Origin of the sequence: Streptomyces diastaticus subsp. diastaticus, assembly GCF_011170125.1 — a bacterium.
Lineage (GTDB): Bacteria > Actinomycetota > Actinomycetes > Streptomycetales > Streptomycetaceae > Streptomyces > Streptomyces diastaticus.
On sequence record NZ_BLLN01000003.1, the window covers coordinates 1433517 to 1458305 of the forward strand.

Annotated in this window: 21 protein-coding genes and 1 pseudogene; 10 read left to right on the forward strand and 12 right to left on the reverse strand. The window is 73.7% G+C overall.

The window, feature by feature from the left end:
• The first annotated feature begins 51 nt into the window (after positions 1-51).
• Both Sdia_RS14870 and Sdia_RS14875 read left to right on the forward strand, forming a co-directional pair.
• Positions 52-1512 carry an MFS transporter gene (locus Sdia_RS14870; RefSeq protein ID WP_100455599.1) on the forward strand — a complete coding sequence of 487 codons (1461 nt, stop codon included), beginning with the start codon at positions 52-54 and terminating at the stop codon, positions 1510-1512.
• A gap of 136 nt (positions 1513-1648) precedes the next feature.
• Positions 1649-2689: a glutathione S-transferase family protein gene (locus Sdia_RS14875; RefSeq protein WP_100455600.1), complete on the forward strand. Its 1041-nt coding sequence runs from the start codon at positions 1649-1651 to the stop codon at positions 2687-2689.
• A gap of 4 nt (positions 2690-2693) precedes the next feature.
• Here Sdia_RS14875 and Sdia_RS14880 read toward each other — a convergent pair whose 3' ends face one another.
• The 6 genes from Sdia_RS14880 to Sdia_RS14905 all read right to left on the reverse strand — a co-directional run bounded on the left by Sdia_RS14880 (position 2694) and on the right by Sdia_RS14905 (position 8158).
• Positions 2694-3230, reverse strand: coding sequence for an adenylyltransferase/cytidyltransferase family protein (locus Sdia_RS14880; RefSeq protein ID WP_229831395.1), 537 nt, complete (start codon positions 3228-3230; stop codon positions 2694-2696).
• 247 nt (positions 3231-3477) lie between these two features.
• The gene (locus tag Sdia_RS14885; RefSeq protein ID WP_164495084.1) at positions 3478-3639 is read right to left on the reverse strand and encodes a hypothetical protein; all 162 of its coding nucleotides are present in this window, start codon (positions 3637-3639) and stop codon (positions 3478-3480) included.
• A 121-nt stretch (positions 3640-3760) separates the two neighbouring features.
• Positions 3761-4711 carry a cytochrome c oxidase assembly protein gene (locus Sdia_RS14890; RefSeq protein WP_100455602.1) on the reverse strand — a complete coding sequence of 317 codons (951 nt, stop codon included), beginning with the start codon at positions 4709-4711 and terminating at the stop codon, positions 3761-3763.
• Positions 4712-4847: 136 nt separating this feature from the next.
• Positions 4848-5873 carry a 6-phosphofructokinase gene (locus Sdia_RS14895; protein ID WP_100455603.1) on the reverse strand — a complete coding sequence of 342 codons (1026 nt, stop codon included), beginning with the start codon at positions 5871-5873 and terminating at the stop codon, positions 4848-4850.
• 285 nt (positions 5874-6158) lie between these two features.
• On the reverse strand, positions 6159-6890 hold the full coding sequence (locus tag Sdia_RS14900) for a type 1 glutamine amidotransferase (protein WP_100455604.1): 732 nt from the start codon (positions 6888-6890) through the stop codon (positions 6159-6161).
• Positions 6891-6919: 29 nt separating this feature from the next.
• On the reverse strand, positions 6920-8158 hold the full coding sequence (locus tag Sdia_RS14905; RefSeq protein WP_100455605.1) for a MurT ligase domain-containing protein: 1239 nt from the start codon (positions 8156-8158) through the stop codon (positions 6920-6922).
• 206 nt (positions 8159-8364) lie between these two features.
• Between Sdia_RS14905 and def the strand changes: the two genes are divergently transcribed.
• Entirely contained in the window at positions 8365-8913 is a 549-nt protein-coding gene (def, locus tag Sdia_RS14910) for a peptide deformylase (protein ID WP_100455794.1), read from the forward strand.
• A 39-nt stretch (positions 8914-8952) separates the two neighbouring features.
• Here def and Sdia_RS14915 read toward each other — a convergent pair whose 3' ends face one another.
• The gene (locus Sdia_RS14915; RefSeq protein ID WP_100455606.1) at positions 8953-9606 is read right to left on the reverse strand and encodes a TetR/AcrR family transcriptional regulator; all 654 of its coding nucleotides are present in this window, start codon (positions 9604-9606) and stop codon (positions 8953-8955) included.
• Positions 9607-9777: 171 nt separating this feature from the next.
• On the opposite strand from Sdia_RS14915, the gene Sdia_RS14920 reads away from it, so the two are divergent.
• Positions 9778-11004, forward strand: a complete 1227-nt coding sequence (locus Sdia_RS14920; protein ID WP_033238848.1) for an acyl-CoA dehydrogenase family protein — start codon at positions 9778-9780, stop codon at positions 11002-11004.
• Between the two features lie 164 nt (positions 11005-11168).
• Positions 11169-12182, forward strand: a complete 1014-nt coding sequence (locus Sdia_RS14925; RefSeq protein ID WP_115068370.1) for a zinc-dependent alcohol dehydrogenase — start codon at positions 11169-11171, stop codon at positions 12180-12182.
• 39 nt (positions 12183-12221) lie between these two features.
• On the opposite strand, the gene Sdia_RS14930 is transcribed toward Sdia_RS14925, so the two are convergent.
• The gene (locus tag Sdia_RS14930; protein ID WP_115068369.1) at positions 12222-14216 is read right to left on the reverse strand and encodes a hypothetical protein; all 1995 of its coding nucleotides are present in this window, start codon (positions 14214-14216) and stop codon (positions 12222-12224) included.
• A gap of 309 nt (positions 14217-14525) precedes the next feature.
• Between Sdia_RS14930 and Sdia_RS14935 the strand changes: the two genes are divergently transcribed.
• From Sdia_RS14935 to Sdia_RS14945, 3 genes are all read left to right on the forward strand, one after another.
• Entirely contained in the window at positions 14526-15611 is a 1086-nt protein-coding gene (locus tag Sdia_RS14935) for an S-(hydroxymethyl)mycothiol dehydrogenase (protein ID WP_124288269.1), read from the forward strand.
• Positions 15611-16240 carry an MBL fold metallo-hydrolase gene (locus Sdia_RS14940; RefSeq protein WP_100455610.1) on the forward strand — a complete coding sequence of 210 codons (630 nt, stop codon included), beginning with the start codon at positions 15611-15613 and terminating at the stop codon, positions 16238-16240. Before Sdia_RS14935 ends, Sdia_RS14940 begins: the two co-directional genes overlap by 1 nt.
• A 189-nt stretch (positions 16241-16429) precedes the next feature.
• Positions 16430-18430, forward strand: a complete 2001-nt coding sequence (locus tag Sdia_RS14945) for an NAD-binding protein (protein WP_100455611.1) — start codon at positions 16430-16432, stop codon at positions 18428-18430.
• A 43-nt stretch (positions 18431-18473) separates the two neighbouring features.
• Here the strand turns inward: Sdia_RS14945 and Sdia_RS14950 are convergent, their stop codons facing one another.
• Both Sdia_RS14950 and Sdia_RS14955 read right to left on the reverse strand, forming a co-directional pair.
• On the reverse strand, positions 18474-18950 hold the full coding sequence (locus Sdia_RS14950) for a VOC family protein (RefSeq protein ID WP_100455612.1): 477 nt from the start codon (positions 18948-18950) through the stop codon (positions 18474-18476).
• 97 nt (positions 18951-19047) lie between these two features.
• Entirely contained in the window at positions 19048-20316 is a 1269-nt protein-coding gene (locus Sdia_RS14955; protein WP_229831403.1) for an ROK family transcriptional regulator, read from the reverse strand.
• 169 nt (positions 20317-20485) lie between these two features.
• Here Sdia_RS14955 and Sdia_RS14960 point away from each other — a divergent pair.
• Positions 20486-20850: pseudogene (locus Sdia_RS14960) on the forward strand (extracellular solute-binding protein); the annotation flags it as partial.
• Positions 20851-21030: 180 nt separating this feature from the next.
• Positions 21031-22416, forward strand: coding sequence for a GH1 family beta-glucosidase (locus Sdia_RS14965; protein ID WP_100455613.1), 1386 nt, complete (start codon positions 21031-21033; stop codon positions 22414-22416).
• Between the two features lie 30 nt (positions 22417-22446).
• On the opposite strand, the gene htpX is transcribed toward Sdia_RS14965, so the two are convergent.
• Positions 22447-23364: a zinc metalloprotease HtpX gene (gene htpX / locus Sdia_RS14970; RefSeq protein WP_100455614.1), complete on the reverse strand. Its 918-nt coding sequence runs from the start codon at positions 23362-23364 to the stop codon at positions 22447-22449.
• 171 nt (positions 23365-23535) lie between these two features.
• The gene (locus Sdia_RS14975) at positions 23536-24678 is read right to left on the reverse strand and encodes a S1 family peptidase (protein WP_100455615.1); all 1143 of its coding nucleotides are present in this window, start codon (positions 24676-24678) and stop codon (positions 23536-23538) included.
• Between the last annotated feature and the right edge of the window lie 111 nt (positions 24679-24789).

Here is a 24789-nt window from a genome sequence, read left to right on the forward strand (position 1 = left end):
TCGAGGGGGCGGCCCCCCGGCCGCACCGACCGACACACAGGGGGCAGCCCGGTGAGTCAGCAGCAGCACCCGCCCGAGGCGCACGAACCCGACCCCCAGCGCTGGCGGGCCCTCGGCGTCTGCCTCGTCGCCGGCTTCATGACGCTCCTCGACGTCTCCATCGTCAACGTCGCGCTGCCCTCCATCCGCACGGGCCTCGACACCCCCGAGTCCGACCTCCAGTGGGTCCTCTCCGGCTACGCGCTCGCCTTCGGCCTCTTCCTGATCCCGGCCGGCCGGCTGGGCGACGCCCGGGGCCGGCGGACCGTCTTCATCGCCGGACTGGTCCTGTTCACCCTCTCCTCGGCCGCCTGCGGAGCCGCCCAGAACAGCACCTGGCTGGTCGTCGCCCGCCTCGTGCAGGGCGTCGCGGGCGGACTGATCTCCCCGCAGATCTCCGCCCTCATCCAGCAGATGTTCCGGGGCCGCGAACGCGGCCGGGCGTTCGGCATGTTCGGCACCGTCGTCGGCATCTCCACCGCCGTCGGCCCGCTTCTGGGCGGCCTCCTCATCCAGGCCGCCGGCCACCAGGAGGGCTGGCGCTGGGTCTTCTACGTCAACCTGCCGCTCGGCGTCGTCTGCGTCCTGCTCGCCCGCCGCCTGCTGCCCGACACCCCGCACGCGGGCCGGGTACGGCTGCGCGACCTCGACCCGGTCGGCGTCGTCCTGCTCGGCCTCGGCATCGTCGCCCTGCTGCTGCCCTTCGTGCAGTCCCAGCAGTGGAGCGGCAACGGGAAGTGGCTGATGCTGCCCGTCGCCGCCGCCCTGCTCGCCCTCTTCCTGTTCTGGGAACGGCGCTGCTCCCGCCGGGGCTTCCAGCCCGTCGTCACCCTCTCGCTCTTCCGGGTGCGCTCCTACTGGCTGGGCTGCCTGCTGATCCTGCTGTACTTCGCGGGATTCACCTCGATCTTCTTCATCACCACCCTCTACCTCCAGGTCGGCCTGGAGTACACCGCGCTCCAGGCCGGCATCGCCATCACGCCGTTCGCCCTGGGCTCCGGTCTGGCCGCCGGGACCGGGGGCCGCCTCGTCTCCCGGTTCGGCAGGCCGCTGGTGGTGGTCGGGCTCGGCATGGTCGCCGCCGGGCTGGCCTTCACCGCGCTCGCCGTGCACCTGGTCCCGGGCACCAACGCGGGCTGGGCGATGGCGCCCCCGCTGCTGCTCGCCGGACTCGGCAGCGGCCTGGTGATCGCCCCCAACCAGACCCTCACCCTCTCCGAGGTCCCCGTGCACACCGCCGGCTCCGCCGGCGGCACCCTCCAGACCGGGCAGCGGGTCGGCTCGGCCGTCGGCATCGCCGCCGTCGGCGCCGTCTTCTTCGCCCAGGTCGGACCGGACGGCTGGGCCACCGCCTACGACCACGGCCTGATCGTCTCCGTCGCCTTCGTCGTCGCCGCCCTGATCGCCGCCGTCGCCGACGTCGCGGCCGGCCACCGGCAGGCCCGGAAGGGCGGCGGCCCCGCCACCGACTGACCGCCTCCCGCCCCGGGAGCCGGAGGAACGGGACGCGTGTGTTCCTCCGGACGGGTGGGGAGGAGCCACGAACACCGCCCACGGGGAACGGATGATGACCGTTCCCGCCACCGCCCCCACCGGAAGGAGCCCGGCGATGAGCAGCCCCGCCACCACCCCCGCGGCCGACCCCAGCGGCAACGCCGAGTACGGCCACAAGCCCTTCAAGCGGGCCCGGAGCCACTTCGCCGACCGCATCACCAAGGACGGCCGCGACGGATGGCCCGTCGAGTCCGGCCGCTACCGCCTGGTCGTCAGCCGCGCCTGCCCCTGGGCCGGCCGCGCCCTGATCGTCCGGCGTCTGCTCGGCCTGGAGGACGCCCTCTCCCTCGCCGTCACCGACCCGCTCCAGGACGACCGGAGCTGGCGCTTCACCCTCGACGCCGACGGCGTCGACCCGGTCCTCGGCATCCGCTACCTCGGCGAGGCGTACCGCGCCCGCGAGAAGGAGTACGACGGCGGGATCAGTGTCCCCGCGATCGTCGACGTACCCAGCGGCGAACTGGTCACCAACGACTACCAGCAGCTGACCCTGGACCTGGAGACCCAGTGGACGGGCCTTCAGCGCGCCGGCGCCCCGGACCTCTACCCGGAGCGGCTGCGCGAGGAGATCGACGAGGTGATGGACGCCGTCTACCAGGACGTCAACAACGGCGTCTACCGCGCAGGGTTCGCCTCCACCCAGGAGGAGTACGCCGAGGCGTACCGGGCCCTCTTCCGTCGCCTGGACTGGCTCTCCGAGCGTCTCGCCGGGCGCCGCTACCTGGTCGGTGACACGCTCACCGAGGCCGACGTGCGGCTCTTCACCACCCTGGTCCGCTTCGACGCCGTCTACCACGGCCACTTCAAGTGCAACCGGGAGAAGCTCACCGAGGACCCGGTGCTGTGGGCGTACGCCCGGGACCTCTACCAGACACCCGGTTTCGGCGACACCGTCGACTTCGACCACATCAAGCGTCACTACTACCAGGTGCACACCGGCATCAACCCGACCGGGATCGTGCCGCTCGGCCCGGACCTCACCGGCTGGCTCTCGCCCCACCACCGGGAGGAGCTGGGCGGCCGTCCGTTCGGCGACGGCACCCCGCCCGGACCGCCTCCCGCCGCCGAGGTGATCGGCCCGGCCGGGCGGCCGTGACCGGTCAGCCCGGCATCCGGCCGCTGACGATCCGCGTCGTCGAACGCCCCGGGGTCTCCCCGATCTCCCAGGCCCGCGCCCCCAGCTCGGCCGCGGCCCGCCGCTTCTGCGCCGTGTAGGGGTCGTGCGCGGTCCACGCCATCGCGCCCGGGGCGAGCGGCGCCAGCAGCGCCGCGTAGGCGGTCCAGTCCGTCACCGACGGGTCGCCGTGGACGAGGAAGGTCCCGTCGACCGCTCGCAGGGCCCGCAGGATCTCCGCCCGCTCCGCCTCCGGCTGGAACGGACGCTCCGGGCCCTTCCACCCGCGCGTGCGCCGGTCGTCCTCGACCCCCACCAGGAGCGGCAGTCCGCGCTCGCGCACCTCCGTGAGGAAGCGCACGTGGCCCACGTGCAGGAGGTCGAAGACCCCGGTCACCACCGCCGCACCGCCCCGGGCCGCTTCGGGCACCGTCCCCCCGGGCCACGACAGGGTCAGTCCCCCGCCGTGTCCGACGGGCGCGGCGGGGGAGGAGGACGAGGCGGATGACGCGGAACGGCTCATGGGTCACACGCTAGTGCCCGCCGGGAGCCCGCCGGGCCGGGCGCCGGTCCCGGTCACCCCCGGAACAAGGTCGCAGGCCGGGGGAGGGCTCAGGCAGTGGCACACCTCACGCCGGTCATCACGCCTGTGCGCCGGCCGGGCCGCCGCCCGCCTCCTCGCCTTCCGGCCTCCGGACCGGCCCCGCACACACCGACGGGCGGGCCCCCGGGGGGGAACCCGCCCGTCGGACGCTCTTCGGGCGCGGATCTCACGCGCCGCGGGAGGCCGCCACCATGCTGACCGTGGCCATCGCCAGGATCACCCAGCCGAACCAGACCCAGCCGTTGCTACCCAGCGTCACCGAGTACGCCGTGGCGAGCACCAGGGTGCCGACCGTGAGCGCTCCCATCGTCTTCGTGGAACCGTGCATCGGACGCCTCCTTCCGGTGGCCGGAACCTGAACCGGTGCCAGGCCGCCTCGGCCTCCATGGTCGCCCGCCGGAGCCCGCACCGCCAGGGCTGTGACGCCTCCCGCGGCCCCTCCCGCCGCTTCAGCCCCGCCGGGTGTGCAGCGAGGCGAGGTAGGCGTTGTACGCCTCCAGCTCCTTGTCACCGTCCCGGTCCGCGGCCCGGTCCTTGCGCCGCGCCTGCCGCTCCTCCGAGCGCCGCCACTGGAACAGCAGTGCCAGCAGCACCAGCACCGACGGGATCTCGCTGAACGCCCAGGCGATGCCGCCGGCCGCGCTCTGGTCGCTCAGCGCGTCGATGCCCAGCGAGGCCGGCGGGTCCAGGTACGTCCCGATCATCGGGCCCGAGGCCATCATCAGCGCGATGCCGAAGAAGGCGTGGAAGGGCATCCCCGCGAACAGCTCCAGCATCCGCATCACGTAACCCGGCCGGTGCGGGCCCGGGTCCACGCCCATGATCGGCCAGAAGAAGACCAGGCCCACCGCGAGGAAGTGCACCATCATCACGATGTGGCCGGCCGCCGAGCCCATCAGGTGGTCGAAGAGGGGCGTGAAGTACAGCCCGTACAGGCTCGCGATGAACATCGGGATGGTGAAGGCGGGGTGGGTGATGATCCGCATGTACCAGCTGTGCAGGAGCTTCAGCAGCAGCTCCCGAAGCCCGGTCCGGCCGCGCGGGGCCACCGGCAGCGCGCGCAGTGCCAGCGTGATGGGGGCGCCGAGCAGGAGCAGGATCGGTGACAGCATGCTGATCACCATGTGCTGCACCATGTGGACACTGAACATGACCATGCCGTAGTCGTTGAGCCTGGTGCACATCACCAGCAGCACGGTCAGCACACCGACGACGAACGAGACGGTCCGTCCCACCGGCCACCGGTCGCCGCGCGCCACCAGCCGTGCCACGCCCCAGCCGTAGAGGGCCAGCCCCAGCAGGCAGGCGAAGAGGAAGAAGCCGTTGAACGACGGTTCCAGGCCCCGGCTCAGCGTGAACGGCGGCAGCTCCGTCATCATGCCGTGCCCGCTGTGATCCATGTGTCGCGCTCCCACGGGGAAGATCCGGCGCCGTACGGAAGGATTCGTACGGGATGTCCGCACCAGACTAGAGCCGCCCCCGGCCGCGTCGGCGGCCGGGGGCGTCCTTCGTGCGCGTGGCGGCGCGCGGGCGCGGTCAGAGGACCGTCTGCGCCTCGGCGTACCGGTCCTCGGGGACCGTCTTCAGCGTCTCGACCGCCTCGGCGAGCGGCACCATCACGATGTCCGTGCCGTGCAGCGCCGTCATCCTCCCGAACTCGCCGCGGTGCACCGCCTCCACCGCGTGCCAGCCGAACCGGGTGGCCAGCACCCTGTCGTACGCGGTGGGGGTGCCGCCGCGCTGCACGTGGCCGAGGATCACCGCGCGGGCCTCCTTGCCGAGCCGCTGCTCCAGCTCGATGGAGAGCTGCTGGGCCACCCCGGCGAACCGCTCGTGGCCGTAGATGTCGGTGCCGCCGACGTCGAACTCCATGGTGCCCTCAAGGGGCTTCGCACCCTCGGCGACGACGACTATGGCGAACTTCTTGCCCATCGAGAACCGCTCGCCGACCACCCGGGTCAGCTCCTCGATGTCGAAGGGCCGCTCGGGCACGACGATGGCGTGCGCGCCGGCCGCCATGCCCGAGTGGAGCGCGATCCAGCCGGTGTGCCGGCCCATGACCTCGACGATCAGCACGCGCTGATGGGACTCGGCGGTGGTCTTCAGCCGGTCCAGCGCCTCGGTGGCGACCCCGACGGCCGTGTCGAAGCCGAAGGTCACGTCGGTGACAGCGATGTCGTTGTCGATGGTCTTCGGCACCCCGACGATCGGCAGGCCCGCGTCGGACAGCAGCCGGGCCGCCTTGAGGGTGCCCTCGCCGCCGATCGGGATGATCGCGTCGAGACCGAGATCGGCGAGGTGGCCGCGGGCCCGCTCGACACCGCCGCGCAGATGGGCGGGCTGCACCCGTGAGGAGCCCAGGATGGTCCCGCCGCGGGCCAGGATGCCGGAGACGGCGTCCAGGTCCAGCTTGCGGTAGTCGCACTCCAGCAGGCCCTTCCAGCCGTCGTGGAATCCGATGACCTCGTCACCGTGGTCGACCACGGCGCGGTGCACGACCGAACGGATGACGGCGTTCAGACCGGGGCAGTCGCCGCCGGAGGTGAGGACACCAATACGCATGGCCCGCAAAAACCTTTGCAACGTGGGCGGAGACCGGACCGCGTCGTCCGGCTGGATGGCCGCCACCCTACCGGCGCCGAGGGCCCGTGTCCGAATCCGGAGTCCGCCTGCTGGACGTCTGTCAAGTGTGCGAAGAGGCCGTCGTTTGAGCGGAGTTGACGCAGCCCAGTGGCTTGCGGGGAACTCCCGCCGAGGGCACGCCGGTTGGCCTGCGCGGGTACGCGGACGGCGCCGCCCCCGGGTCGGGGAGCGGCGCCGTGGGACGCTCGGGAAGACCGGTCGCGGTCAGGCCGGCTGCTGGGTCGCGGCGGCGATCCGCTCGGCCCGCAGCGCCTCGTACCAGCGGTCGTCGGCCGGCGGCAGCGCGTTGACGTCCAGCGCCAGCTTCAGCAGCAGGTCGGCGATGAGCGGGTTCCGGGCGAGGACGGGGCCGTGCATGTACGTGCCGAAGACGGTGCCGTTGAAGGCGCCCTCGGTGCCGTCGCCGGTGCCGTTGCCGCGGCCCATCCGGACCTGCGCGAAGGCGCTGGCCGAGGGGCCGAGGTGGGTGACGCCCTGGTGGTTCTCGAAGCCGGTCAGCTGCGGCAGGCCCAGGCGCGGGTCGATGTCGCCGAGGACGTCGCCGACGCACCGCTCGCCCTCGCCCCGCGTGGAGACGACGTCCAGCAGGCCGAGACCCGACTGGCGCTGGCCCTGGTCGTTGACGAACTCGTGGCCGAGGATCTGGTAACCGGCGCAGACCGAGAAGACGATGGCGCCGTTGCCGACGGCGCGGGAGAGTCCGCCGTCACGGTGCAGCCGCTCGGCCGCGAGCCGCTGCGGGCGGTCCTCACCGCCGCCGATCAGGTAGATGTCGCCGGAGGTCGGCACCGGCTGGTCGCTGCGGACGTCGATCCGCGTCACGTCCAGCCCCCGCTGCCGGGCCCGGCGCTCGACGACCAGGGCGTTCCCCTGGTCGCCGTAGGTGCTCAGGAGGTCCGGGTAGACCCAGACCAGACGCAGGCTGTTGTCGCTCATGCTGTGGTGTCCTTACGGGCTGGGGCGGATCAGTTGCCGACGCGGCGGCGCACGTCCTGGAACGCGGTGTAGTTCGCGATGACCTCGATCCGGCCGGGCGGCGCCGACTGCACCGCCTCGTCCAGGGTCTCGCAGACCCGGAAGTCCAGCCCCGCGACCTCCAGGCGCACCGCCAGGTCCAGCTTGCGGTCGCCGATGACGAAGATCGGGTGCCCGGCCAGTTGCGTGTAGTCGACGTCCCACAGCCACGAGGTGTCCGTGCCGTCCGCGCCGCGCGCGTTGACGGAGAGGACGACCGGCGTGGGCGGCGGGTCGATGAGCGAGAAGGTCTCCAGCCAGCCGGCCGGGTTCTTCGCCAGCAGCAGCCTCAGGTCCCGGCCGAGGAACGACACCACGTCGTACCGCCCGGCCACCGCCTGTACCTGGTACATCCGCTCCAGTGCCACCTGCGGCGGCACACCGAAGACGGCGGCGACGGCCGCCGAGGAGGTGGCGTTGGCCTTGTTGGCCCGGCCCGGCAGCTGGAGGTGGATCGGCCAGGCGGAGCCGTGCGGGTCGAGGACGTGGTCGCCGGTGAGCGCCCAGGTCGGCGTCGGACGGCGGAAGCCGCACTGGCCGCAGAACCAGTCGTCGCCGGGGCGCTGCATGACGCCACCGCAGGACGGGCACGACCAGGCGTCGTCCTTCCACGCCTGACCGGCGGCCACCCAGACCACCTGCTGCGAGGAGGAGGCGGCCCACACCACCAGCGGGTCGTCGGCGTTGGCGACGATGACGGCCTTCGAACCGGCCAGGCCCTCCCGCCACTTCTCCGCCAGCATGCGGGTCTCCGCGGCGCGGTCGAGCTGGTCGCGGGAGAGGTTGAGCAGCGCGATCGCCTTCGGCGTGACGTCGCGGGCCACCCCCGCCAGGTACTTCTCGTCGACCTCGATCACACCGAACTTGGCGTCCGAACCGCCCGCCAGCGCCGAGGTGATGCCCGCGGGCATGTTGGCGCCGAGCGCGTTGGAGACGACGGGCCCCGCCGCCCGCAGCGCCTCGGCGATCAGCCGGGTCGTCGTCGTCTTGCCGTTGGTCGCCGAGACCAGGACCACGTCCAGGTGCTGCGCGAGCCGGGCCAGAAGATCGGGGTCGAGCCTGAGGGCCACCTTGCCGCCGATCACCGATCCGCTGCCGCGGCCCGCGGCGCGGGACACCGCCGCCGCCGCCTTTCCCGCCGTCACGGCCAGCTTGGCCCGCGGCGACAGCGGCTCCGTGTTGCCTGCCATCGTCCTAGCTCCTCCTTGCGTCCGCGCCCGCGCCTCACACCTGGCGGCCCGCCGTCGCACCGTCGGTGTTACGGCTGTCGCCCCTGGGCACCGCACACCGGCCGGGAGGCGTGCGGTCGGGATCAGCCTATCGACTGACGCGCCGGGGCCCGAACCACGGCACCTGGCCGCTCACCCGCCACGCCGTCCTGCGTACGCTGATCGCCATGCGACAGCGTTCCATTCCGGGCAGCGCCGGACGTGTCCGGCCCCTGGCCCTGCTCGGCGACCCGGTCCTCGCCGCCCCCTGCGAGGAGGTCACCGACTTCGGCCCCGCGCTGGAGCGCCTGGTGGAGGATCTCTTCGCCACCATGTACGCCGCCCGGGGGGTGGGCCTGGCCGCCAACCAGATCGGCGTACCGCTGCGCGTCTTCGTGTACGACTGCCCGGACGACGAGGACCGCCGCCATCTCGGCCACCTCGTCAACCCCCGCCTGACCGAGGCCGACGGCGTGGTGGTCCGGGGACCGGAGGGGTGCCTGTCGCTGCCGGGGCTGGAGGCGGGCACCGAGCGGTACGACCATGCGGTGGCCGAGGGCGTCGACCTGAGAGGCGAGCCGCGCACCGTGCACGGCAGCGGCTTCTTCGCCCGCTGCCTCCAGCACGAGACCGACCACCTGGAGGGGACCCTCTACATCGACCGGCTCACCGGTCTGCGCCGCCGCCGGGTGCTGCGGGCGGCGGCCCGGGCTCCCTGGGCGGGGGAGGAGAGGTAGAGCACTGCCCTGGGAAGGCGGATGCCGCCTGGGCCGCCGTCAGAACCCCGGCCCGCCGGCCTTGTCCCCCGCCGCCGCCAGCCGCCCCCACAGCAGGTCGGCCAGGGCGCTCACCAGGGCCGCCCGGCCGCAGGGCCGCTCCGAGAGCCACCAGTCGCCGGCGGCGTGCATCATGCCGACGATGCCGTGGCCCCAGGCCCGGGCCAGTTCGTCGCCGCGGGGCCCGAGGTCGACGCGCTCGGCGATGACGTCGGCCAGCTCCTCGCCCATCAGCCGCAGCAGCGGTGCCGAGTGCCGGCCCGCGTCGAAGGGGCTGTCGCCCGCTCCCGGCTCGCCCGCGGCGCCCTCGGCGGGATGCATCAGGAAGCGGTAGACCTGCGGGCGCGACTCGATGGCCGCCAGATAGGTGTCGAGAGTGGCCTCCACCCGCTCGCGGCGGTCGGCCGGAGCGTCCAGTGCCGCCCGCAGCGAGGCGAGCAACGCGTCGGTGTGGCGCTTGGCCAGGGCGCTGTACAGGCCGCCCTTGTCGCCGAAGTGGCGGTAGAGGATCGGCTTGGTGATGCCGGCCTCGGCGGCGATGGCGTTCATCGAGGCGCCGGGGCCGTCCCGCAGGACCACGCGGTCCGCGGCGTCCAGCAGCTCGCGGCGCCGCTGGGCGGCCCGCTGCTCGGCGGTCCGCTGTGTGGTCTCCATGGATTCTCCCCGCCGGCTGCTCAATCGTGACGCCTCGGCAACGTAACACCCTGGAGGTCGCCGACGGTGACCGGGCGGCCGGGCCGGGGAGCCCCGGTGGCGGAGGTTGACAGATGCTACCGACCGGTAACAGACTCGGGTTACCGCAAGTAACAAGCAGCTGGAGGGGTCATGGCCGAGTTCACCATGGAGCTCAACGACGAGCAGAAAGAGGTGCGGGACTGGCTGCACGGCTTCGCCGCCGACGTGATCCGCCCGGCCGCCGCCGAGTGGGACGAGCGCGAGGAGACCCCCTGGCCCATCATCCAGGAAGCCGCCAAGGTCGGAATCTACTCCCTCGACTTCTACGCGCAGCAGTACTTCGACCCGACCGGTCTCGGCATCCCCATGGCGATGGAGGAACTCTTCTGGGGGGACGCGGGCATCGCCCTGTCGATCGTCGGCACCGGCCTCGCCGCCGTCGGCGTCCTCGCCAACGGCACCGAGGAGCAGATCGGCACCTGGATACCCCAGATGTACGGCGACGTGAACGACGTCAAGGTCGCCGCCTTCTGCTCCTCCGAGCCCGACGCCGGCTCCGACGTGGCCTCGATGCGCACCCGGGCCGTCTACGACGAGGCCAAGGACGAATGGGTGCTCAACGGCACCAAGACCTGGGCGACCAACGGCGGCATCGCCAACGTCCACGTGGTCGTCGCCGTGGTCGACTCGGAACTGGGCTCCAAGGGCCACGCCTCCTTCATCGTGCCGCCGAACACCCCCGGCCTCTCCCAGGGGCAGAAGTTCCAGAAGCACGGCATCCGCGCCTCGCACACCGCCGAGGTCGTCCTGGAGGACGTCCGCGTCCCCGGCTCCTGCCTGCTCGGCGGCAAGGAGAAGCTCGACGAGCGCCTCGCCCGCGCCCGGGAGCGCGCGAAGAGCGGCGGCGAGCGCGTGAAGAACGCCGCCATGGCCACCTTCGAGGCGTCCCGACCGGCCGTCGGCGCGATGGCCGTCGGCACGGCCCGCGCCGCCTACGAGGAGGCCCTGGAGTACGCCAAGACCCGCACCCAGTTCGGCCGCCCGATCATCGACAACCAGGGTGTCGCCTTCCAGCTCGCCGACATGCGGACCTCCGTCGACGCGGCCCGGCTGCTGGTCTGGCGTGCCTCCTGGATGGCGGTCAACGGCAAGCAGTTCACCGCCGCCGAGGGCTCCATGTCCAAGCTCTTCGCCAGTGAGACGGCGAAGAAGGTCACCGGCCAGGCCATCCAGATCCTCGGCGGCAACGGCTACACCCGTGAGTACCCGGTGGAGCGAATGCACAGGGATGCGGCCATCTACACCATCTTCGAAGGCACGAGCGAGATCCAGCGCCTGGTCATCGCCCGCACCCTGGCGGGCATGCCCATCCGCTGAGGCCGGCCCCGCAGGGCGGGGCTCCGGGTGGTGGACGCGTCCGCCGTCCTCCGGTACGCCGGGAGGGCGGCGGACGCCGTTTCCGGGCAAGCGTGGTCAAGAGGGGCGAACTAGCCTGTTGGACGGCGTGACGCGCCACCCGTCCGCAGCGCAGGGAGCACCTCATGAAGGCAGCCGTTGTCCGTAGCTTCACCGAGCCGCTCGTGGTGGAGGAGCGGGAGGTGCCCGAGCCCGCGCGGCACCAGGTGCTGGTGCGGATGGAGACCTCCGGGCTCTGCCACACCGACATCCACGCCGCACACGGCGACTGGCCGGTCAAGCCCAGCCCGCCGTTCGTCCCCGGACACGAGGGCATCGGGGTGGTGGAGGCCAGGGGCGACCAGGTGGACCACATCGGCATCGGCCGACGGGTCGCCATCCCCTGGCTGGCCGAGGCGTGCGGGCACTGCACGTACTGCGTCACCGGCTGGGAGACGCTCTGCCCGGAGCAGCGCAACAGCGGCTACTCGGTCGACGGCACCCACACCGAGTACGCCCTGGCCCACGGCGACTACGTCGTCCCCGTCCCCGACGGCGTCGACCCGCTCGACGCGGCGCCACTGACCTGCGCAGGTGTCACCACGTACAAGGCGGTCAAGGTCTCCGGTGCCCGGCCCGGCAAGCGGGCCCTGGTCTCCGGCATCGGCGGGCTCGGCCACCTCGCCCTCCAGTACGCCGGCATCTTCGGTGCCGAGACCATCGCCGTCGACATCACCGACGAGAAGCTGGAGCTGGCCCGCGAACTCGGCGCCGACCACGTGATCGACGCCCGCACCCAGGACGTGGCCGAGGAGGTCGGGCGGCTCGGCGGGGCCGACGCGGCCATCTCCCTCGCCGTCAGCAACGACTCCTTCCGCGCCGCCTACGCCTCGCTCAACCGGGGCGGCACCCTCGTCCTGGTCGCGCTGCCGCCCGAGGGCGAACTGTCGGTCCCGGTCTTCGACACCGTCCTGAACGGCACCACCGTCACCGGCTCCATCGTCGGCACCCGCGAGGACCTCGCGGACGTCTTCCGGCTCCACCGGCTCGGCCGCACCCGCGTCGTCCGCGAGAGCCGCCGGCTGGAGGACGTCAACACCTCGATCGACGAGGTCCTCGGCGGACGGGTCTCCGCCCGCCTCGTCTTCGACCTGCGCTGACCGGGGCGGCGGCCGGCGCCCGCCCCGGCCGGTGCCGGTTCAGCGGTAGTCCAGCTCCGCCACCTCGTCCCCGCCCGGCAGCCGGCCGGTCACCCGCGGGTCCGGCGCACCGCCCGTCCCCAGGGCCTGGGTCCGGCCCCGCTCCCGCTCGTGCCCGGAGACCGTCAGCGCCCGCACCTCACGGCTGCCCGCCGCCAGCGCGTACCAGCGGCCCGACGGCGCCCGCCACGCGGTGCTCGCCACCAGGTGCCGGCCGAACCGGCCGCACGCGGCGGTGGGGCCGCTCTCCCCGATCAGCCGCACCGGCGCCGCCCGCCCGCCTGGCAGCCGCAGATGGACCAGGACCCGCCCCGGCCCCCGCCAGGTACCGATCCGGGTGCACCCCCAGACCGCCCGCCCGGCCTTCTCCGGCAGGTCCTGCTCGGCGAAGTCCCAGGTGTTCACGGACCGCACCCCGCCGCGCTCCAGGCCGGCCAGGCGGCACCCGATCCGGGCCCACGCCGCCAGCGCGGCCTTCCCGGTCGCCTCGCGCGGCGACCGGGCGGGGGCCCGCCCACCCGGCGGTGGCGTGTAGGAGAGGTGGGCCGTCGTCAGCTCGCCCAGGTCGGTGACGAGGAAGGCGTGGTCCTCCGCGATCCGGGACGAGGAACGCAGCCGCACCACCGGCCACCGCTCGCAGGCGGTGCCCGCGACCGGGGGCCCGGCCACCGCCTCCGTCACGCCGTCCCCGGCGACCCGGAGCTTCTGCCCGGCGCCGCCCGGCCGCAGCAGGTCCCGCGTCCCGGCCTCGCTCACCCACGGGGCGAGCAGGAACCGCACCCCGCTCTCGGTGCGGCTGACCACCAGCGCCGCGGCCGTCGTCACGTCGGCCCCGTCGGTCCTGGCCACCTCCAGCGAGGGCGGGGCGGAGCCGTCGAGTGGTTCGGTGTAGCGCGCGACGCGGCCGCCGTCGTGCAGCAGGACCACCGCCGAGCCCGTCACGTCGCCCGCGTAGAGCAGCCGCGGCGGGCTCGCCGGCGCCTTCACCGGCGTGGCCCGCGAGCGGACGAGCGTCACCTCGGCCGCCTCCGGCGCTCGCCAGGCACGCAGTGCCCGGCCCAGCAGACGGGCGTCCTCCACGCGGCCGCCACGAGGCGGCCACGCCGTGAAGTCCATCCGGGAGGTGTCCGTCCACTGGCCGGCGTCCGTGCGGGTCAGCGATCGGGCGCCCAGTGCCGGGGCGCCGTCCCGGGTCCCGGCGACCGGCGCCACCTCGCCCCTCGTACCGCCACCGGCCGGGACGGGCGCCGGTGCGGGGGCCGGAGAGGCCACCGCCAGCGCGCACGAGGCGGCCACCGCGGCGAGCCCCACCCCGGTCAGCCGCTTGCCGCGGCGGCGGCTCAGCAGATCGGTCGGCCGGGCCCGCACCTGGCACGGGTCGAACTCGTGGGACGCCGGCAGCACCCCCGCCGACTCGCCGGTCCGGGCCCGCACCCCGGCGGCCTCCGCCAGGGCCGCGTCGGGCTCCGCCACCCCGGCCGCCGCCAGCAGCGCTGCCACGTCCCGCGCCCCCAACTCCTCCAGGGCCGCCAACGCGAAGGCGGCCCTGGCCGGTGCCGAGACCCCCGCCAGCGCCCGGTCCAGCGCCAGTTCCTCCGTACCGCCCGCCCGGGGGAGGAACCGCAGCCCCCACACGACGGGCAGCCCCGGCCGCAGGGCGCGCGGCGGCGGCAGGCGACGTGGCCAGAGCCGGGGCCGGCGCTCGAAGGAGAGGGCGGCAGACAGGACTCGGCCGCGCACCCAGGCGTAGCCGGCCGGGTCCGTGCCGCCCTCCGGGACCGGGACCTCGCCGCGTCCGGTGGTCAGGCCGGGCAGGGCCCGCTGCACCACGCCGTGGGCCAGCAGGATCCGCCGGTGGCGGCCCAGCGCGGGCGGCAGCACCAGATGGGCCAGGCGGACCAGTCGCGCGTAACGCTCGACCACCACCGCCTCGGCCCGGTCGAGCCCGATCCGGGCGGGCGGTGCGGCGTCGGGACGGTGGGGGAGGGGCGCCATGGGATCGGGGAGCCTTTCGCTCAACAGGGGGACGGCGGTGGAGCACTCCGTCAAACGAGTGAATCCGGGGACGGTCACCCGGTCCGCCCGCACCCGCTTCCACCTGCGGGGCGGTGGCCCGCCCGGCCACGACCCGCCCCCGGCCGCTCCCCGCGGCGGGTCCGGCGACCCGGCCCGTCCCGCCTCCGCCTCGCGCCCGGCGATCTGTGATCCTGGTGTCAGCGACCGGCGCGCGACGGGCGCGTACCGCCGCGCCGTGTCACCGGACGGCGCCACCGCGCCGCACGACGAAGAGGAGAGGCACCAGAGATGGCACAGCACGTGCGGGGCGTCATCGCCCGCGCCAAGGGCGAGCCCGTGGAGATCACGACGATCGTCGTGCCCGATCCCGGGCCCGGCGAGGCCGTCGTCGACATCCAGGCGTGCGGCGTCTGCCACACCGACCTGCACTACCGGGAGGGCGGCATCAACGACGACTTCCCGTTCCTCCTCGGCCACGAGGCGGCGGGCGTCGTGGAGTCCGTCGGCGAGGGCGTCACCGAGGTGGCCCCCGGCGACTACGTGATCCTCAACTGGCGCGCCGTCTGCGGCCAGTGCCGGGCCTGCAAGCGCGGCCGTCCGCAGTACTGCTTCGACACGCACAACGCGAAGCAGAAAATGACTCTCCTCGACGGCACCGAGTTGACGCCCGCCCTGGGCATCGGCGCCTTCGCCGACAAGACCCTGGTCGCCGCCGGGCAGTGCACCAAGGTCGATCCGGCCGCCTCCCCGGCCGCCGCGGGGCTGCTCGGCTGCGGCGTGATGGCCGGTATCGGCGCGGCCATCAACACCGGCGAAGTCGGCCGCGGCGACTCGGTCGCCGTCATCGGCTGCGGCGGCGTCGGCGACGCCGCCGTCGCGGGCGCCCGCCTCGCCGGAGCCCGCCGGATCATCGCCGTCGACATCGACGACCGGAAGCTGGAGAAGGCCCGTTCCGTCGGCGCCACCCACACCGTCAACTCCCGTGGGACCGACCCGGTGGAGGCCATCCGCGAACTCACCGACGGCTTCGGCGCCGACGTGGTCATCGAGGCCGTCGGCCGCCCCGAGACCTACCGGCAGGCGTTCTACGCCCGGGACCTGGCCGGCACCGTCGTCCTGGTCGGGGTCCCCACCCCGGAGATGAACATCGAACTGCCCCTCCTCGACGTCTTCGGCCGCGGCGGCGCCCTCAAGTCCTCCTGGTACGGCGACTGCCTGCCCTCCAGGGACTTCCCGATGCTCATCGACCTCTATCTCCAGGGGCGGCTCGACCTCGACGCGTTCGTCACCGAGACCGTCGGCCTGGACGACGTGGAGGAGGCGTTCGCCCGGATGCACCAGGGTGACGTGCTGCGCTCGGTGGTGGTCCTCTGATGGCCGCCCGCATCGAACACCTCGTCACCAGCGGCACGTTCTCGCTGGACGGCGGCACCTGGGACGTCGACAACAACGTGTGGATCGTCGGCGACGACACCGAGGTGATCGTGGTGGACGCCGCCCACGACGCGGACGCCATCGCGGCCGTCGTCGGCGAGCGGAAGCTCGTGGCGATCGTCTCCACCCACGCCCACGACGACCACATCGACGCCGCTCCCGCCCTCGCCGACCGCTACGGCGCGCCCATCCTCCTCCACCCGGACGACCTGGAGCTCTGGGACACCACCCATCCGGCCCGCCGCCCCGACGCCGATCTCGCCGACGGCCGGCAGATCACCGTCGCCGGGACGACCCTGACCGTGCTGCACACCCCCGGCCACAGCCCGGGAGCGGTCAGCCTGTACGCCCCGGAACTGCACACCGTCTTCAGCGGCGACACGCTCTTCCAGGGCGGCCCCGGTGCGACCGGACGCTCCTTCAGCGACTTCCCGACCATCATCGACTCGATCCGGGACCACCTCCTCACCCTCCCGGACAACACCGTGGTCCGCACCGGGCACGGGGACACCACCACCATCGGCGAGGAGGCGCCCCACCTCGACGAGTGGATCGCCCGCGGGCACTGACGGCCTCTCAGGTGGCCGCGCCGGTACGGCCGGTGACCGCCGTCGTCCGCCGTGTTCGCCCGCTCCCGGCTCCGGGGGCGGGCGAACCCCGTTCGCGGAGCGGGGCGTACGCGAACCCGCACACACCCCTCACGCGCCCCCGCCCCCCGAGATCGCCCCCGCGCGCCCCTGATAGGGCACCCTGTCCACGTGTCCTTCGCCTCGACCCCGTCCTCCGCCGTGCCGAGCCAGTCCCCGCCCGCCGACCCGCACATGGTGGTCTGCGGGGACGACGCGCTCGCCCAGCGGCTCGCCGCCGAACTCGCCGACGTCTACCGGGTCCGCGTCGTCCTGCTGACTCCGGCCGGTTCGGAGAGCCGCAGTCCCGGTCTGCCCGGCGCCGCCCGCCCGCCGGGCCGGGCCTCGTTGCTGCTCGGCCGGGTCTCCTCGGTGATGAGCCGCAACGGCGGCCCCGGCAACGGCGCCGGCCCCGCCGCGCCCCCCGCCCCGGAGGCCGCACGGCGGCCGGGCCAGGTCCGGGTGGTGGACACACCGGCTCCGGACGACGAGGCGTTCGCGGTCGCCCGCGTGCACACCGCGGAGGCCCTGGCCCTCGTCTACGACGACGACGAGACCAACATCCACGCCGCCCTGCGCGCCCGTCGCCTCAACCCCCGCCTGCGGCTGGTGATCCGCCTCTACAACCGCAAACTCGGCCAGCACCTCGAAGAACTCCTCGAACAGGCCGCCCACCTCGCCGGCCTGGAGGACGTCGACGCCGGGGTCACCGTGATGTCGGACGCCGACACCGCCGCGCCCGCCCTCGCCGCGGCCGCCGTCGCCGGGTCGAGCAAGGTCGTCGAGGCCGACGGCATCCTGCTGCGCGCCGCCGAGCGGGACCCCTCCCTCCCGCGCCGCCCGGGAGACCCGCCCCCGGTCACCCTCGCCCTGCTCTCCGCCACGGTCAGCGACCCGGCGGGCGCCGAGGGCTCCGACAGTGACGGCGACACGCCCTCCCTGCTCCCGGACGACGCCGACGTGGCCGACTCCCGGAGCCGGGGCACGGTCGTCCTGGAACGCGTCGGCACCACCGTGCCGCAGCTCCCGCGCCGCCGCCTGCGAGGCCGCGGCGCGCCCCTCGGCTCCCTCTTCTCCCGGCAGCTTCGTTGGTCGGTCGCGGGGCTGGTGGCCGCTGTCGTCTGCCTGGCGGTGGTCGCCATCGTCACCACCGACGAGCGCCCGCTGCACGCCATGCACATGACCCTGCTCGACCTGCTGGCGATCAACGAGCCCGCGGTCGAGGACGGGGAGGTGCTGACCCGGAAGGTCCTGCAACTGCTCGCCTCCGTCGTCGGCATGCTGCTCCTGCCGTTCCTGCTCGCCGCCGTCCTGGAGGCGCTCGGCACCTTCCGCACCGCCACCCACCTGCGCCGTCCGCCGCGTGGCCTCAGCGGCCACGTGGTGCTGCTCGGTCTCGGCAAGGTCGGCAGCCGGGTGCTCAGCCGCCTGCACGAGATGGAGGTGCCGGTGGTCTGCGTGGAGGAGGACCCGGAGGCCCGGGGCATCGCGCTGGCCCGGCGGCTGCGGGTGCCGACCGTCATCGGCGACGTCACCGAGGAAGGCGTACTGGAGGCGGCCAAGATCCACCGGGCCCGCGCGCTGCTCGCGCTGACCAGCGTCGACTCCACCAACCTGGAGGCCGTGCTCTACGCGCGCGGCGTCAAACAGGACCTGCGGGTGGTGCTGCGCCTCTTCGACGACGCCTTCGCCACCGCCGTCTACCGCACCCTGCGCGCCGCCCACCCCACCGCCCGCACCCGCAGCCGCAGCGTCTCCACGCTCTCCGCCCCGGCCTTCGCCGTCGCCATGATGGGACGCCAGATCCTCGGGGCCGTCCCGGTCGAGCGGCGGGTGCTGGTCTTCGCCGCGCTCGATGTCGCGGGGCACCCCGAGTTCGAGGACCGCACCGTCGAGGAGGCGTTCCGCCCCGGCTCCTGGCGGGTCGTGGCCCTCGACGCGGCCCGGCCCGACGAGCGCCGCGACCACCTCGGCGCCATGCCGGGAGAGCAGCGCCCGCCCACCCTGGCCTGGGACGTCCACCCCGGCTACGTCCTGCGGGCCCAGGACCGCGTGGTCCTGGTCGCCACCCGGCGCGGCCTCGGCGAGCTGCTCGGCCGGCAGGGCCTGACCGACCCGGCCGGTCGGCCCTGACACCTGGTGCGCCGCCCCGGACGCGGCCGGGGCGGCGCCCGGCTCAGCCGCCCGCGGCGGCGTCCCGCAGCGCCTGGACGTCGAGCTTCTTCATCTCCAGCATGGCGCGGGTGGCGCGGGTGGCGGCCGCACGGTCCGAGGAGGCCAGCAGTTCGACCAGCGCACGCGGCACGATCTGCCAGGACAGCCCGTACTTGTCCTTGAGCCAGCCGCACCGCACCTCCTCGCCGCCGTCGGCGGTCAGGGCCTCCCAGTAGCGGTCGACCTCCTCCTGCGTCTCGCAGTCCACCGAGAGCGAGACCGCCTCGGTGAAGGTGAACTCCGGTCCGCCGTTGATGGCGACGAACTCCTGGCCGGCGAGCTGGAAGGTGACGGTGACGACGGTGCCCGGCTCACCCGGGCCCGCGTCGGTGAACCGTTCGACGCCCAGGACGCGGGAGTCCTCGAAGACCGAGGTGTAGAAGGCCGCCGCCTCCTCCGCCTGTCCGTCGAACCACAAATTGGTGGTGATCTTCTGCATGGCGCGCTCCCGGTGTGTTCGGCCCCTCCCGGCCCCGGGGCGGGAGGCGGGGCCCGGCGGCCCTCTCACAGGGATGGACCGCGCGGGCCCCGCCTATTCACCGGGGCAGCCGTTCGGCGGACGCCGGCGGCCGGGCGGTGGTGGTGTGGTGCAGCAGATGGTTGAGCGGCAGGGTGGCGGCGCCCTGGGTGATGGCGTCGGGGCCGAGCGTGGAGAGGGTGATCTCGGTGTGCCGCCCGGGGTGGTGCAGGGCGTAGCCGCGGGTCCGCTCGCGGATGGTGTCCAGCAGCAGCGGCCCGAGCTGGAGCCCGGCCCAGCCGCCGATGAGGATGCGCTGCGGCTGGAAGAGGTTGACCAGGTCGGAGAGGCCGGCCGCCAGGTACTCGGCGGTGTCGTCCAGGATCGCCAGCGCCGTCGGGTCCGCCTCGGTGCCCTCGTCCGCGGGCCGCGCGGCCGCCACCAGCCGGTTGATGCCGTGCTCCTCGGTCGCCTCTTCGGGACCGGGCCCACCCGCCTCGTGCCAGCGCCGCAGGATCGCCTGCGCGCCGGTGTACGCCTCCAGGCAGCCCCGTGAGCCGCAACGGCAGGTGCGGCCGCGCACCTGCACGGTCAGGTGGCCGAACTCGGCAGGCGTGCCGTGGTCGATGCCGTGGATCTGCCCGTCGGTGACGATGCAGGCGCCGACGCCGGAGCCGAAGAGCACGATGGCCGCGTCCGTGGTGCCGCGTCCGCCGCCGTACCACATCTCGGCCTGGCCGAGCGCCACGGTGCCGTTGCTGATGTGGAAGGCGGTGGCCGGCGGCAGGCCGGTGGCGCCGCGCAGCAACTCCTCCAGCGGGACGGCGTCCCAGCCGACGGTCTGGCCGTGCACGACGGCACCGCCCGGGGCGCGTTCCACGATGCCGGGCACGCCGACGCCGATGCCGGTGAGCGCCTCGACGGCGACGCCCGACTCCTCCAGCACGGCGGCGACGGAGCGGGCGGTGTGGGCGACGACGGTCTCGATGTCGCGGGCACCGCCGCTCAGCGGCAGCTCGCAGCGGGCGAGTTCGGTCATGGCGAGGTCGAACAGCTCGGCGCGGACCCGGGTCTCCCCGATGTCGATGCCGATCAGGTACCCGGCCCTGGGGGCGACCCGCAGCAGGGTGCGGGGGCGTCCGCCGTCGGACTCGACGAGCCCGGCCTCCTCGACCAGCCCCTCGGCGGCCAGCTCGGTGACGACGTTGCTGATCGACCCCGAGCTGAGTCCGGTCACCGGTCCCAGCGCCTGCCGGCTCATCGGGCCCTGGAAATACAACCGTCGCAGAACGGCGGCGCGGTTGCCGCGCCGCAGGTCGCGCACGGTCCGTCTGTGGTTCTCGGCCATGTGGCTCCTTCCCAGGCCGCAACATACCGGTGTGCGAACCCTTGACGCGACCTTCCCCCGAGGTTTAACTCACGTCCTAAATTAAGCCGTGAGGTCATAGGGTCCGCGCACGCCTCCGCCCTGGCCGCCACGAGTTGGCATGTTCTCCTTTCTGGAAGGGACTCGCGTCATGCGCAGATTCAGAGCCGCCTGTACCACCGCCACGGTCACCGCGCCGGCCACCATGGCCGCAGGCTGCGGCGGTGGTACCGGCACCGCCGGCGGCGGCGCCGGCCGGCCCGGGGAACTCGTCTACCGGGCCTCGAACCAGGGCCCCAGCGCCGAGGCGGACAAGAGGATCCTCACCCCCGGCTGAAGAGGTTCGAGCAGGAGACCGGGATCAAGGTAAAGCTCGAGGTCGTGCCCTGGTCCGACCTGCTCAACCGCATCCTCGCCGCCGCCACCTCCGGGCAGGGCCCCGACGTCCTCAACATCGGCAACACCTGGTCCTCCTCGCTCCAGGCCACCGGTGCCCTGCTGCCCTGGGGGCAGCGTCCCGTCGTCGCCGGCTTCCTGCTGCTCCAGCGCCACCTGGTCGCCGGACTCACCGCGGGCTCGGTCAAGTGACCCCGCCCGCCCGCCGCACCGCCCGCCGCCCGTAACGCTCCAGGCCGCTCGCCCGGCCGCCGCCACGGCGGCGCCCCCTGCCCCGCCAGGCTCCCGAAAGGACCGCACATGACCACCGTCGACCCCTCGCCCCTGCCCGCCGCCCTCGACGCACCCGACCTCGGCGGGCTGCCCGCCGACTTCACCTGGGGCGTGGCCACCGCCGCCTACCAGATCGAGGGCGCCGTCGCCGAGGGCGGCCGGGCCCCCTCGATCTGGGACACCTTCTCCCACACCCCCGGCAAGATCGCCGGAGGCGACACCGGCGACGTGGCCTGCGACCACTACCACCGCTGGCCCGAGGACATCGCCCTGATGAAGCGGCTCGGCGTCGACTCCTACCGCCTCTCGATCGCCTGGCCCCGGGTCCACCCGCAGGGCGACGGCCCCGCCAACGAGCCCGGCCTCGCCTTCTACGACCGGCTCGTCGACGCCCTCCTGGAAGCCGGGATCACTCCCAACGTCACGCTCTACCACTGGGACCTGCCCCAGGCGCTCCAGGACCGGGGCGGCTGGCCCGCCCGCGAGACCGCCGAGCACTTCGCCGCCTACGCCGGCACCGTCGCCGCCCGCCTCGGAGACCGGGTCGGCCGCTGGGCGACCCTCAACGAACCGCTCTGCTCCGCCTGGATCGGGCACCTCGAAGGCACCATGGCGCCCGGCCTGCGCGACATCACCGCCGCCGTCCACGCCTCGTACCATCTGCTGCTCGGCCACGGCCTCGCCGCCCAGGCCGTCCGCGCCGCCTCGCCGCACGCGAAGATCGGCATCGTCAACAACCTCTCCACCGTCCACGCCGCCAGTGACAGCGAGGCCGACCGGGCCGCCGCCCGCCGCATGGACGGCCACACCAACCGCTGGTGGCTCGACCCGGTCCACGGCCGCGGCTTCCCCGCCGACATGCGCGAGGTCTACGGCGTCGACCTGCCCGAACGCCCCGGCGACCTCGACACCATCGCCCAGCGCCTCGACTGGATCGGCCTCAACTACTACTTCCCGGCCGTCGTCGCCGACGACCCCGGCGCCCCCCACCCGCACGTCCGCACCGTCCGCCGCGAGGGCGTCCCGCGCACGGGCATGGACTGGGAGATCGAGGCGAACGGCCTGGAGGAACTCCTCCTGCGCCTGACCCGCGAGTACGGCGCGCGCTCCATCCACGTCACCGAGAACGGCTCGGCCTTCCCCGACACCGTCGCCCCCGACGGCTCCGTCCACGACCCCGAGCGCACCGCCTACCTCCGGGACCACCTGGCCGCCTGCGCCCGCGCCGCCCGCGCCGGAGCCCCGGTCGACGGCTACTACGCCTGGTCCCTGCTGGACAACTTCGAGTGGGCCTACGGCTACGACAAGCGTTTCGGCCTCGTCCACGTCGACTACCCGACCCAGCGCCGCACGATGAAGACCAGCGGCCACACCTACGCCCGCCTCATCGGGGGATTCCGCCACACCCGCTGACGGCCGTCGGGGCCCGGGGCGGACCCGGCCTCAGGGCCGCCCCAGCTCCCGGCCGATCTTCCGCAACTGCTCCAGGCGCTGCTCCAGCGTCGGGTGCGAGGCGAAGAGGCGGGCCATGCTCTGCCCCGAGGAGAAGGCCGGCACGAAGTAGAACGCGTTGTACGGCTCGGCCTCGCGCAGGTCCCGGGTCGGGATGCGGCCCATCTGCCCGGTGATCTTCGTCAACGCGGAGGCCAGCGCAGCGGGCCGTCCGGTCAGCAGTGCCGCGCCCCGGTCCGCCGACAACTCCCGGTACCGCGAGAGCAGCCGGGTCAGGAGGAAACCGACTGCGTAGACCACGGCGCTGACCAGCGGGATCAGCATGATGAGCAGCCCGGCCTGGTTGTTGCCGCCGCGTCCGCCGCGGGCCAGGCCGCCCCAGAGGGCCACCCGGGTGATCACCCCGGCCAGCACGCCGAGGAACGAGGCGATCGTCATGACCGCCACGTCCTTGTGGGCCACGTGGGACATCTCGTGCGCCAGTACGCCGTCCAGTTCCTCGGGCTCCAGGCGGCGCAGCAGGCCCGTCGTCACGCAGACCATCGACGTCTTCTCGCTGCGCCCGGTGGCGAAGGCGTTCGGCACGTCGCTGTCGGCGATGGCCACCTTCGGCTTCTCCATGTCGGCGAGGGCGCAGATCCGGTCCACCGCCCCGTGCAGCTCCGGCGCCTGCTCCCGGGTGACCTGCCGCGCCCCCATCCCGTACGCGGCGATGGAGTCACTGAACCAGAACTGGGCCACGAAGAGGCCGCCGACCAGCAGCACGATCAGCGGCCAGGAGCCGTGCGCCACCGCCAGCAGCACCCCCACCAGGACCACGTACAGCAGCCCGATGAAGAACATCGTCATGACCATGCGCGCGGTGAGCCCCCGGTCACCCGCGAACCGCGATCCCCGCCGACCAGCCATCGGAGCACCTCTCACCGGCTAACAGCTCTTTCCCTCCCATTCTCCCCTTACCGGCGGCAAACGTGCTGAACCATCCTTCGCCCCCGCCCGTGACGCGAGGCCCCCCGCGCCGGCCCGAGCCGCGCGGGGGACCCGGTCCGCCGTCCTGGCGGGTCAGGTCGTTGTGCAGGGTCAGGCCGTGTGCAGGGTCAGCCCGTACCGGCCCAGGATCTCGTTGACCGGCTGGTACCAGGTCTCACCGCCGCCGGAGCAGTTGCCCCAGCCGCCGGAGGTGACGCCCTGGGCCTGGTCGCCGCTGATGAACGAGCCGCCCGAGTCACCGCCCTCGGCGCAGACGCTGGTCTTGGTCATCTGGTGGACCGCGCCCTGGCTGTAGTTCACGGTCTCGTTCTTGGCCAGCACCGTGCCGCAGTGCCAGTGCGTCGTGGAGCCGGACCGGCAGATGGAGGCGCCGACCGGCGCCTCCGCCGAGCCGCGCACCAACTGGTCGGAGACGGTGCCCCAGCCGAGGACGACCGGCTCGGTCCACCAGCCGTTGCCGACGCTGACGTACGCCATGTCGTCACCGGGGAACGAGGAGCCTTGGAACGAGCCGATCCCGCTGCCGTCCCAGCCGCTGACGCTCTGGCCGGTCCCGCCGCAGTGACCGGCGGTGACGAAGCCGCCGTGCACCGAGAAGCCGATGGAGCAGCGCACGTTGCCCGTGTAGTAGGGGTCGCCGCCGACGGTGCCCGCCGCGAAGGTCTCCGGTGCCGCCGCCACCGTCTCCACCTCGACGGGGCCGATCGCGCCTGCCCGCTCCACGAAGCCTCGCACCGGCTTCTCGGTCGCCCGGCCCTCGACGACGCTCACCACGACGCTGTTGGCCTTCGGGTCCACCCGCCAGCCGGCCACGCCCCGGGGCGCGTCCAGGGTGTCGATCCGCTCCTTCGCCGCGTCCAGGGTCTTCGCGCTGTGCTCCACCAGCCGGACCGAGGCGCCCACCCCGGTCACGGCGTCCGCGGCGGCGCCGTCGCTGACCGCCACCACCAGAGAGTTGGTCTCGGCGTCGAACCAGGAACCGCCGTACGCGGCGCCGGCCGCGCGTTCGGCCCTCCGCTCGACGGCGGTCGCCTCCTTCTCGGCGGCCAGGCGTGCCTTCGCCTCGGCCGGGGTGAGGCCGAGGTCGCGTTCCATCCCGGCCAGCACCGCGCTGGAGGCGACGGGTGCGGGTGCCGGGGCGGCGTTCGCCGCGGGGGTCAGGCCGAACGCGGCCCAGCTTCCGGCGACCAGCAGGGAGGACAGGCCGATACGTGCTGCGGTGGTGCGTCTCACGGGGGACCCTTTCGTCGTTCCAGCGAGGTGGGGGTGGGAACCGAAGTGGTGAGAGCGCTCTCAATCAGGCTCGGCAGGAGCTTAGAAGTGACTACTGGGCATGTCCATACC